This window comes from Vibrio sp. (genome assembly GCF_047973365.1).
Taxonomy (GTDB): domain Bacteria; phylum Pseudomonadota; class Gammaproteobacteria; order Enterobacterales; family Vibrionaceae; genus Vibrio.
Genome location: NZ_JBKEBW010000024.1, coordinates 1 through 10,760, shown reverse-complemented (window position 1 = coordinate 10,760; position 10,760 = coordinate 1). Strand labels below are relative to the sequence as shown.

Annotated in this window: 9 protein-coding genes and 1 tRNA gene; 5 read left to right on the top strand and 5 right to left on the bottom strand. The window is 46.1% G+C overall.

The window, feature by feature from the left end:
* Positions 1-130 precede the first annotated feature (130 nt).
* Positions 131-322 carry a hypothetical protein gene (locus tag ACK5MF_RS03885; protein WP_416919553.1) on the bottom strand — a complete coding sequence of 64 codons (192 nt, stop codon included), beginning with the start codon at positions 320-322 and terminating at the stop codon, positions 131-133.
* A 338-nt stretch (positions 323-660) separates the two neighbouring features.
* Between ACK5MF_RS03885 and galE the strand changes: the two genes are divergently transcribed.
* Genes galE through galM form a run of 4 tightly spaced genes read left to right on the top strand, consistent with a single transcriptional unit; the run spans position 661 to position 4,988 of the window.
* Positions 661-1,671: a UDP-glucose 4-epimerase GalE gene (gene galE, locus ACK5MF_RS03880; RefSeq protein ID WP_416919551.1), complete on the top strand. Its 1,011-nt coding sequence runs from the start codon at positions 661-663 to the stop codon at positions 1,669-1,671.
* Between the two features lie 22 nt (positions 1,672-1,693).
* Complete coding sequence (locus tag ACK5MF_RS03875) at positions 1,694-2,746, top strand: UDP-glucose--hexose-1-phosphate uridylyltransferase (RefSeq protein ID WP_416919549.1); 1,053 nt, start codon at positions 1,694-1,696, stop codon at positions 2,744-2,746.
* Between the two features lie 13 nt (positions 2,747-2,759).
* Entirely contained in the window at positions 2,760-3,911 is a 1,152-nt protein-coding gene (galK, locus tag ACK5MF_RS03870) for a galactokinase (RefSeq protein ID WP_416919547.1), read from the top strand.
* A 12-nt stretch (positions 3,912-3,923) separates the two neighbouring features.
* Positions 3,924-4,988 (top strand): galactose-1-epimerase, encoded by a 1,065-nt coding sequence (galM, locus tag ACK5MF_RS03865; RefSeq protein ID WP_416919545.1) that lies wholly within the window; start codon positions 3,924-3,926, stop codon positions 4,986-4,988.
* A gap of 292 nt (positions 4,989-5,280) precedes the next feature.
* Here galM and ACK5MF_RS03860 read toward each other — a convergent pair whose 3' ends face one another.
* From ACK5MF_RS03860 to ACK5MF_RS03850, 3 genes are all read right to left on the bottom strand, one after another.
* The gene (locus ACK5MF_RS03860; protein WP_416919543.1) at positions 5,281-6,300 is read right to left on the bottom strand and encodes a substrate-binding domain-containing protein; all 1,020 of its coding nucleotides are present in this window, start codon (positions 6,298-6,300) and stop codon (positions 5,281-5,283) included.
* Positions 6,301-6,445: 145 nt separating this feature from the next.
* Positions 6,446-7,384 carry a zinc transporter ZntB gene (locus tag ACK5MF_RS03855; protein WP_416919541.1) on the bottom strand — a complete coding sequence of 313 codons (939 nt, stop codon included), beginning with the start codon at positions 7,382-7,384 and terminating at the stop codon, positions 6,446-6,448.
* A gap of 54 nt (positions 7,385-7,438) precedes the next feature.
* Positions 7,439-8,890: a RimK family protein gene (locus ACK5MF_RS03850; protein ID WP_416919539.1), complete on the bottom strand. Its 1,452-nt coding sequence runs from the start codon at positions 8,888-8,890 to the stop codon at positions 7,439-7,441.
* A 211-nt stretch (positions 8,891-9,101) separates the two neighbouring features.
* On the opposite strand from ACK5MF_RS03850, the gene ACK5MF_RS03845 reads away from it, so the two are divergent.
* On the top strand, positions 9,102-10,196 hold the full coding sequence (locus ACK5MF_RS03845) for a GNAT family N-acetyltransferase/peptidase C39 family protein (RefSeq protein WP_416919538.1): 1,095 nt from the start codon (positions 9,102-9,104) through the stop codon (positions 10,194-10,196).
* Between the two features lie 286 nt (positions 10,197-10,482).
* On the opposite strand, the gene ACK5MF_RS03840 is transcribed toward ACK5MF_RS03845, so the two are convergent.
* Positions 10,483-10,587: transfer RNA gene (locus ACK5MF_RS03840), tRNA-Asp, on the bottom strand.
* Positions 10,588-10,760 lie beyond the last annotated feature (173 nt).

Genomic DNA, 10,760 nt, shown 5'->3' with positions numbered 1-10,760 from the left:
TCAACCATTTAGTGTGAGGATATTTGGCATTCAGTTGATTTGGTATGTCGCCTAAATAGCGGCTTTAGCACGTATCTGAGCAAATTTTTAATGCGGGCAACTCGGATAAAGGGAACTCGTAATGCATCAGTTAAAAGCCATGAAATGTGCTATCTGCATAGGTTTTAAGGTGATCATTTTCATCGTCATAAAGAGCAAAAGAAATTCGATCAATTTCTGGAGCAGACACTCGTAATCTCTGATGAAGATCAGCAAGCTGATCGTTCAGCGTTCCCGTTGAAGCGAAATAGCTGTGTTCGCCATTTTTGCTATGCGTGTCCATTTTATTCCCCCATTTATCAGCGTTTCACTATGTCTGGATTTATATACTGATAGTTACTTAATAAGTTTAGTTGAGGTTACCATTTGCTGTTTAATTTATCGGCAATAAAAATGCTGCAAAATATTATTGTGAAATCGTTTACCTATTATTGCATAAGGGGTTTACAGCAATGCTTTCGGTAACAGATAGATATTTGATGGCTAAAGTGGCGCTTTTTTATGACAATTTAATGTAATTAGTGTAAACGTTTTCACATTGCAGCCATGATCACAGAATACAGGCGATATAGCCTGCTACACTCTTGTCCATTGAATGAGATGTTGTTTGAGGTAAGTGAAGTGAAAGTATTGGTCACTGGCGGTATGGGCTACATAGGTAGCCATACCTGTGTACAAATGATTGAAGCCGGCATGGAACCGATCATTGTCGATAATTTGTCTAATGCAAAAGAAAAGGTATTAGACAGAATTGAGATGATTTCAGGCGTTGTACCCGCTTTCTATCATGGTGATATTCGTGATGAATCTCTGCTCGATTCTATTTTTGCCGAGCACGATATCAAAGCTGTGATTCATTTTGCGGGCTTAAAAGCGGTGGGTGAGTCGGTGGTTAAACCGCTGGAATACTACGATAACAACGTCAATGGTTCTTTGGTTCTTGCGCGCGCAATGCGCAAAGCCGGAGTGAAAAACATCATTTTCAGTTCATCCGCGACTGTGTATGGCGACCCGGCATCCGTGCCCATTACTGAATCTTTCCCAACCGGTGCTACCACTAACCCATATGGTCGCAGCAAGTACATGGTGGAAGAGTGTTTATCGGATCTGTTTACCTCAGACCCAAGTTGGAGCATTACCCTGCTACGTTATTTTAACCCTGTTGGCGCGCACCCATCGGGCTTAATGGGGGAAGATCCACAAGGCATTCCAAACAACCTTATGCCGTATATTGCTCAAGTTGCTGTTGGACGCAGAGAAAAGCTTTCAGTGTACGGTAATGACTATCCAACCCCTGATGGTACTGGTGTTCGTGATTATATCCACGTGATGGACTTGGCGGATGGTCATTTAGCGGCATTGACCAATGTCGGTCTTAAAAGTGGTTTGCACATCTATAATTTGGGCACAGGCAAAGGCTCGAGTGTGCTCGATATGGTTGGCGCGTTTAGCCAGGCTTGCGGCAAAGAGGTGGCTTACGAAATCTGTGCTCGTCGTGCTGGTGATATCGCAGAGTGTTGGGCGAGCACTGAAAAAGCCGAACGTGAACTGGGCTGGAAAGCGAGCCGCAGCGTAAAAGAAATGACAGAAGATACTTGGCGTTGGCAGCTTGCTAACCCAAAAGGTTACTAGTTTTTAGAGAAGAATGAACGCTATGTCGAATACTGAATTTAACCCTGTAGACCATCCTCACCGTCGCTATAACCCGTTAACCGGGCAGTGGGTACTTGTCTCCCCCCATCGGGCTAAGCGTCCGTGGAGTGGGCAAGATGAAAAACCATCGGTTGCGGAACTACCTTCTTATGACGCCAAATGCTTTTTGTGTCCAACCAATGAGCGTATTTCTGGCGACAAAAACCCAGATTACCAAGGCACTTATGTATTTAATAACGACTTTGCGGCGTTAATGGCTGATTCTCCAGATGCGCCTGACAATGCTCATCCGTTATTTAAAGTGCAGGGTGTTCGTGGTTTAAGCCGTGTGATCTGTTTTTCACCGGATCACAGTAAGACGTTGCCTGAGCTGGCTCCGCAAGCGATACGCGGCGTGATTGATACCTGGAATGAGCAGATTGAAGAACTCGGTAAAGAGTACCTTTGGGTTCAGGCTTTTGAAAACAAAGGTGAAACCATGGGCTGTTCCCAGCCACACCCGCACGGACAAATTTGGGCAAATAGTTTTCTTCCTAATGAAATAGAGCGTAAAGACAAAAATTTACGCGCGTATTACCAAGAGAATGGTTCAAACCTGCTGGTGGATTATGTGCAAGCAGAGCTGAAAGATGGTTCAAGAATCGTGGTTGAAACAGAGCATTGGGTTGCCGTGGTTCCTTACTGGGCGGCTTGGCCATTTGAAACTATGTTGCTGCCTAAGACACACATCCGTCGCATCAGCGAACTGAGCGATGAAATGCGTGATGATCTTGCGATAGCGATTAAGAAGCTAACCAGTCGTTATGACAACCTGTTTCAGTGTTCATTCCCATATTCGATGGGCTGGCATTATGCACCATTCTTTACCGATGGGCAGAGTATTGAACATTGGCAACTGCACGCATTGTTTTATCCGCCACTACTGCGGAGCGCGAGTATTCGCAAATTTATGGTCGGCTATGAAATGCTAGCTGAAACCCAGCGAGATCTCACCGCAGAACAAGCCGCTGAGCGATTACGCTCGTTATCAGACGTACATTATAAAGAACAATAAGTGGAACAAAATTATGAGCTTAATTAAAAGTGTTGAAGCTGCATTTGAAGCAGTGCTGGGCTATAAGGCAAGCCACCTAATTCAGGCACCAGGCCGTGTAAACCTGATTGGTGAACACACCGATTATAACGATGGTTTTGTTTTACCTTGCGCCATTAACTACCAGACAGTGGTTGCCGCCTCTGCTCGTTCTGATTCCAAGGTAAAAGTGGTTGCGGTGGATTATGGCAATGCTACGGACGAGTTCGATTTAACTCAGCCGATTAGCTTTGTTGAAAACAAAATGTGGGCCAACTACATTCGCGGCGTAGTGAAATACTTGATGGAACGCGGCTACTCTTTTAACGGTGCTGATATCGCCGTGAGCGGTAACGTACCCCAAGGTGCGGGTTTAAGCTCTTCCGCCGCTTTGGAAGTGGTGATTGGTCAAACGTTTAAGGAGCTTTACCACTTGCCGATTAGCCAAGCGGAAATCGCTTTAAATGGTCAGCAAGCGGAAAACCAGTTTGTCGGTTGTAACTGCGGCATCATGGATCAGCTTATCTCGGCGGAAGGTCAAGTGAACTCAGCGCTGCTTATCGATTGTCGCAGCCTGGAAACTAAAGCCGTCCCAATGCCGGAAGAGATGGCGGTTGTCATCATCAACTCAAACAAGCAGCGTGGCTTAGTTGACAGTGAATACAACACTCGCCGTCAGCAATGTGAAACCGCGGCACAAATTTTTGGCGTCAAAGCGCTGCGTGACGTTTCTCTTGAAATGTTTAACGACAAAGTAGAGCAGCTCGATCCTGTTGTCGCTAAACGCGCTCGTCACGTCATCACAGAAAATGAACGTACTCTGCAAGCTGCAGATGCTTTAAGCGCCGGAGACTTGCAACGTATGGGTGAGTTGATGGCGCAATCTCATGCCTCTATGCGTGATGATTTTGAAATCACAGTGAAAGAAATCGATGCCTTAGTCAATATTGTGAAAGAGGTGATTGGCGAGCAGGGCGGCGTTCGTATGACGGGCGGTGGTTTTGGCGGCTGTATTGTAGCGTTAGTTCCGCCGTCATTGGTTGGCGATGTAGAAAAAGCAGTTGCCACTCTTTACCCACAACAAAGCGGCCTTACAGCCACCTTTTATGTGTGTCAGGCAAAAGCTGGCGCGGGTTTGATTCAATAAAGGACTCAATCAATGACCAATGGTTTATTTGACACTATGCCACAGTCACCGGCTTACGATGGTCAGCCAGCCAAGTTAGTCGCGCTAACTAACGCTGCCGGTATGCAAGTGGTGTTTATGGATATCGGCGCAACCTGGTTAAGCTGTGTGGTTCCTGTCGCTGGCGAAATGCGCGAAGTGTTGCTGGGTTTAAGCACCATGGACGATTTTAAACAGCACGGCAGCTTCTTAGGGGTGACGGTTGGGCGTTACGCAAACCGTATTGGCAACTCTCAATACTCATATCAAGGTGAAACCTACCAGTTAAATGGCAATCAAGGCGCGCACTGTTTACATGGTGGCAAAGATGGCTGGAGCCATCGCCGCTGGGATATCGTTAATCAAAACAAACAGAAAGTTGAATTCTCAATTTTCTCAGCGGATGGTGACCAAGGCTTTCCGGGCAATGCAACGGCATCAGTGACTTATGAGCTTACTGACGACAATCAGGTGGTGATCAGTTATCAAGCGTCAACCGATAAAGCGACGCCGTTGAATCTGACTAACCATGCCTATTTCAATCTGCTTGGTGCCGAATCTGGCGCTGATATTCTTGAGCATAAGCTGCAAGTTAATGCGGACTACTATCTGCCAACCACCTTTGAAGGTATCCCTCTGGGAGAGCTGGCGAGTGTTGAAAATACCAGTTTCGATTTCCGCACAGCGAAAACGGTCAAGCAAGATCTATTAACCGATGAGCAGCAGAAAAACTGCCAAGGCTACGATCATAGCTTCTTACTTGATGACAGTTGTAAAACGGGACAACCAGTCGCAACCGTTGAAGCGCCTGACGGTGCTCTGTCTATGCAGGTGTTGACCGATAAACCGGCGATTCAGTTTTATGGTGGCAACTTCTTAGCAGGAACACCTAATCGAAAAGGCTCTACATACAAACAGTATCAGGGTCTTGCTTTAGAAACTCAGTATTTACCCGATTCACCGAATCATACCGATTGGCCACAGGAGAGTTGCATGACTCTTCCCGGCGAAGAATACGCTTTTACCACTGTGTATAAGTTCAACGTTTTGGCGAGCTAGCCCGTAGGGTGCATAGTGAACCTAAGGACTGGGGGGATAAGGTTTACAGTTCTTAGGTTAAAGCGAGTTTGCCCTCACTTATCAATAAGTGAGGGCTTTTTTTTTGCCTATACCATCCTAGGTAAAAATATGAGCAAACGGGGCATTGGTGGAACAGCGAATGGGCATCGAACACAAACACGCCTATTTTTTATAAGAGCGGCCTTCCATGGGGCTCCGCTGAGCCATCCTTGGCTCAGAGGGTTTGCTTATCGATGCCCATTCACTGATCAGAAATTTTTCTAGAACGGTATTATTGAGCGGTGCTTTTAGATGGTGCTTTATCTACAGAATCTCGGCGTACCAGCGTTGGCGAGAAACACATAGGCTCTTGTTCCAGCGGTTCATCTTTTGCCAGTTGCAAAGCCAGTTTTGCTGCTTTTTCTGCCATAATTTGAATTGGGTAGCGAATAGTTGTCAGGCGCGGACTCACATAGCGTGCAATCAAAGCGTCATCGAAGCCAATCACCGATACCTGCTGCGGTGTTTTCACGCCATTTTCTTCCAGCACAGAAAGTACACCCGCCGCCATGTTGTCGTTGTAGGCAACCACACCGGTAATTTCCAAAGACTTGGTCAGTAAGTTGGTCATGGCTTCTTCACCGCCTTCACTGTCTGGTGAGGCGAGCTCTAGGTAGCTGGCAGGCAAGGTAATATTATGTGCCGCCAAAGCGTCTTTGTAGCCTTCGATACGTTGGTCAGCATCTTCAATGTGATGAGAGGAACTGACACAAGCAATTTTTTCATGCCCATGACGGATCAAAAATTCCGTCGCCAGATAAGCGCCTTTATAGTTATCGAGAGAGATGCAACGATCGGCAAGCTCAGGGATGTGGCGGTTGATCAGCACCATGGTGTTGATCTCCTGAGCGTAGGCGATGAGTTCTTGATCTGAAAGCGCTTTTGAGTGAATGACCAGAGCATCACAGCGGCTATTCATGAGCAGTTCAATCGCGCGACGTTCTTCTTCGACCTGATGGTAACCATTGCCAATCAGCAAATGTTTCCCTGCCTGATGAGCGATATTATCCACGGCTTTGACTAAGGTGCCAAAGAAAGGATCCGAGACGTCACTAACCAGAACACCAATAGTATTGGTGCTTTGACTGACCAGCGCCCGGGCTGCGGCATTCGGTCGGTAGCCAAGGTCTTTCATCGCTTTGGTGACTGAATCGATCGAAGCTTTACTCGCTTTAGGCGATTTATTGATCACGCGTGAAACCGTTGCCACTGAAACGCCTGCTTCACGTGCTACGTCTTTTATGGTTGCCATGACAGACCTCGCTACATAAGAGTCTTTATTTAACTATGTGAGTGAAAATATGGCAATGAATCCGTCAACTAATGTACAGATTTGAGAAGCTAAGCTTAGATTTGATAAGGGATGCTAAAGCGTGTAAACGTTTAGCAATCCCTGATTAGCTTTTGGCGAAAAACTGCAAGCGTTTTAATATCCAAAACTCGACGGCGAAAATACCCACCAAACTTAAACAAAAGAGCGTAAAGGCGACCGGCGATTCGGTTCCCGGAATGCCTCCGACGTTAACGCCTAATAGCCCGGTTAAGAAACTGGTCGGTAAAAATATCGCTGCAATCACAGAGAACAGATAAGTGTTCTGGTTCATCTTTTCAGCGTGGTATTGGCGCAGCTCGCCTTTGATGATTTCCAACTCACTGAGGAAGAAGTCGAGCGTTTCGTTGATACGGGTAATGGTGTTAACGCTGTGGCGCAGGCGCATGTTTTTGAAGTTTGCCAATGGCACATCTGAAGACATATAGTCATCAATCGCGTATTGCTGAGGTTTGATAAAGCGTTTGATTTTAAGCAAAGATTTATGGGTATCCATTAACTCTGTGCTCAGTTCGATTTCATCGTCAAAGAGCTCAATCTTCTCTTCGATACCATCTAGGTAGTTGTCGATATTTTTGTTTAAGCCATCAATGATATTCACCACCAGATCGGCCATGGTTTTGGGGCCTTCTCCTTGACTCAGTAACTGGCGAACGGCATTAATGGTTTTTGATGGGATCTTGCGGGTAGAGATCAATGCACCTTGATAATAGAGAATGCGAACGCTAAGCATATCTGCGGGATCGGCGTTTTCGTTGAGGTTGACGCCTCTTAAGATCAACAGGAAATTCTGCTCATCGTATTGCTCAAACAGCGGACGGGTATCTTCGGCCAGTAAACTATCGACGATAGAGGTGGGGATCGCGTTCTCTAACAGCCACTCTCTTACGCCGGGAGTATCCCGTTGGCAATGATACCAGTGTTGAGCTTGAAGCGATGTTGGCTTATCGCTTGGCTGTGTGGCTTGTGGCCCGGAAAACTGCCAGTGATCGATTAAAAAATTCATGTTGCTCCTTTTAATGCCATAGCCCAAGAAATCTTGGGCTATGGGTGATTGAGATTAGAAGCCGCGCATTTGAATGCGGCGCAAGAACTCAGTCATTACCCGGTCGTAAAGTAAGTCGCCCAAGAAAGCATCTTCCACATGGTGGTCAATACTTGGGTTGTCGTTGACTTCAATGACATAAACTTGACCGTCAATCTCTTTTAAGTCAACGCCATACAAGCCGCTGCCGATAAGGTTTGAAGCTTTAACGGCTACATCGACCACGTTTTTCGGTACTTGTTTTAAGTCGAGAGTCTCAAAGCCACCAGAGGAAACCCGCCCACTATTGTGGTGCTGATAAATCTGCCAGTGACCGCGACTCATCATGTATTTACAAGCGAAGATCGGTTGGCGGTTCATCACCCCAATACGCCAGTCAAAGTCGGTCGGCATGAAAGCTTGGGCAAGAATAAGCGCACTTTTTTCAAATAAAACAGAAGCTTCTTTTACTAACTCTTGCTCAGTACGCACTTTCACAACACCACGAGAAAATGCACCATCCGGGATCTTCAGAACCATGGGTAATTCAAGTTGCGCGAGCAGGTTTTCTTTCCAGTTCTCATCAAAGCTTTTTACAATCACCCCTTTCGGTGCCGGAACGTTGTTGCGTTGCAACAATTCAGTCAAAAAGACCTTGTTGGTACATTTCATTATGGATTCTGAATCATCCATGACCACTAAGCCCATCTTTTCCGCAGTTTTGGCAAAACGATAGGTGTAGTTACTGATGTTGGTGGTTGCGCGGATGAACAAGCCGTCAAACTCACCTAAGCGGGATAAATCATCCGGTGAAATAGTTTCTAAGTTCATGCCTAAGCGGTTTGCTGCGCGGGCAAAACGTTTGAGTGCTGATGCATCTGAAGGCGGCATTTTTTCATCTGCATCAACCAACATTGCTACATCGTAACGGTACTTCTTCTCTTGCTTAGGTTTACGCCAAACCTTAGTTGAGAACATCTCCAGAGACTCGATGAAGAAGTCTTGTTCTTGATCTTCCAAATCTTGAAATGGGAATGGTGCAATGCGGCTAATTTGCCATTGCCCCTGGTACTTGTGGATGTTCAGTTCAATCACAGGAACCATAAATTGTTCGAACAGACGACGAGCAAGCTTATCTAACCCCGGCTCAGGTGTACGACCGAAGTAGATTTTACAATGGATAGAATCGGTGTTTTTGCACAGTTTATTGAGTTTCAATAAACCGGAAGAAAGCAGAAATGGTTGGTTGATATCGTTAATTGCCATTACACGCGGGATCACTCGATGCCCACGAGCTTCTGCCATCAACGAACAGTAGTAGCCGTTGCTCATGTAATCATAATCACGACACAAATTGACCACTTGCACACTACGGAAGTTTTGTTTCCAGTCGGCATCAAGGTATTGGGCAACTCTGACAACTTGTTCTGAAGGGAAGTATTGTTGCCAGTCACTTGCTTGGTCAGTCACGATTAAAAGGTTTGCCATATTATTTTGATTCCTATTGCTAGAGTATATATACGCTAAAGTTAGAATCCCGCATCACAGTAAACAGCTTTACTGCTCATCACTCCCAACGGTTCAATACGATTAAGTGTAGACAATCGTTTGAAGGTTATTGTTCATTACCTAGCTGCATGCTTAGTTGCTTTGGGTGTATTATTGAGTTGCAATCTTGTCAACTACTTAAGGACATCGTATGGACTTTCGTCTTGCGAAAAGTACTGATCTCTCTGCGCTTAATGCGTTAGAACAACAGCTATTTGACGGAGATAAAATTTCTCCGCGTCAAATGAAGCGTTTTTTACATTCCAACCAAGCTGTCATTTTTGTGGCAGATTCGGGTGAGGAGCTGGCTGGATATGCATTGCTGCTATTTCATCAAGGTACACAGCTATCAAGATTGTATTCAATTGCCGTTAAACCCGATTTCAGAGGACGGAGAATTGCTCATAATTTGGTTGAGCAATGTGAGCGTGCAGCTCTTGATCAAGGCTCCACTACATTAAGGCTAGAAGTTCGCGAAGACAATACGGCAGCCATAAATTTATATGAAAAAATGGGCTATAAAACCCTGAAACTATTGATCCATTATTACGATGATTTATGTAATGGCCGTCGTCTACAAAAGCGGCTTATGCCTCATGGTCCAAAAGTACAATTAGCTATGCCTTTGTACGTGCAAACGACGCCTTTTACCTGCGGTGCTGCCTGTTTGCTGATGAGTTTTTCTTATCTTGATCAAACCTTTGAGCCAACGCGAATTCAGGAGATGCAACTGTGGCGTGAAGCGACAACCATTTTTATGGCTGCCGGGCATGGAGGGTGTAGCGGGCAGGGATTAGCACTGGCCGCCACTCGTCGAGGTTTTCATGTTGAGCTATGGAGTCAATCTAAGAGTACGCCGTTCATTGATAGCGTGCGTAATGCAAACAAGAAAGCGGTGATCGAACTGGTTCATCAGGATTTTTGTCAGCAGTTAGAAACCCAAGATGTCACGACCATTGACGCGCCACCAAGCCAAGAGCAGTTGGAACAGTGGGTTAGACAAGGTGCGTGTGTACTGCTGCTTATCAGTACCTATCGCTTTGATGGTAAGAAAGAGCCGCACTGGATTATTTTGAGTGGTATGAGTGAGAAGTTTTTCTTCTTCCATGACCCACATGCGGAAGGCGAAGAACACGCAATTGCATCAGCGTTTGTGCCACTGGGTAAAAAGGCGCTGTGCCAGATTTTAGGGTTTGGTAAGCAAAAACATACCGCCTGTGTGGTGATTACGCCTAAAGTTTCTTGATCGACTCTTCGTTACAAGACTTTATACTATTCTAAATAAGAATGTGATCAGATTGAGCATTGATGGAACAGTAAATGGGCATCGAACGCAAACACGCCTTATTTTTTATAAGAGCAGCCTTCCATGGGGCTCCGCCGAGCCATCTATGGCTCGGAGGGTTTGCTTATCGACACCCATTCACTGATCAGAAAGTGTTCCAGAAGGGTACGAACTACCGCTCCTCATTGGTCAACACTTTTCTACAGACGTAAAAAAGCCCCGTCATTTCTAACGAGGCTTTAAATAGTGGCGGAGCGGACGGGACTCCCTATCCACCTTGCGTTGGCGCGCCCTCCGGCGTGACAGGCCGGCCTGCTCTTAAACAAAGAGGAACCAACTGAACTACCGCTCCACATTGGTCAACACTTTTCTACAGACGTAAAAAAGCCCCAGTCTTTCAACTGAGGCTTCAAATAGTGGCGGAGCGGACGGGACTCCCTATCCACCTAGCGGTGGCGCGCCCCCCGGCGTGACAGCCCGGCAGGCTCAGCAACACACAGGAAACAACTGAAAAACCGCTCCACT

Coding starts and splice junctions, on each gene's coding strand:
- galK (WP_416919547.1), top strand. CDS start 2,760: ATGAGCTTAATTAAAAGTGTTGAAGCTGCATTTGAAGCAGTGCTGGGC.
- galM (WP_416919545.1), top strand. CDS start 3,924: ATGACCAATGGTTTATTTGACACTATGCCACAGTCACCGGCTTACGAT.
- ACK5MF_RS03850 (WP_416919539.1), bottom strand. CDS start 8,890: ATGGCAAACCTTTTAATCGTGACTGACCAAGCAAGTGACTGGCAACAA.
- ACK5MF_RS03845 (WP_416919538.1), top strand. CDS start 9,102: ATGGACTTTCGTCTTGCGAAAAGTACTGATCTCTCTGCGCTTAATGCG.
- ACK5MF_RS03885 (WP_416919553.1), bottom strand. CDS start 322: ATGGACACGCATAGCAAAAATGGCGAACACAGCTATTTCGCTTCAACG.
- ACK5MF_RS03875 (WP_416919549.1), top strand. CDS start 1,694: ATGTCGAATACTGAATTTAACCCTGTAGACCATCCTCACCGTCGCTAT.
- ACK5MF_RS03860 (WP_416919543.1), bottom strand. CDS start 6,300: ATGGCAACCATAAAAGACGTAGCACGTGAAGCAGGCGTTTCAGTGGCA.
- ACK5MF_RS03855 (WP_416919541.1), bottom strand. CDS start 7,384: ATGAATTTTTTAATCGATCACTGGCAGTTTTCCGGGCCACAAGCCACA.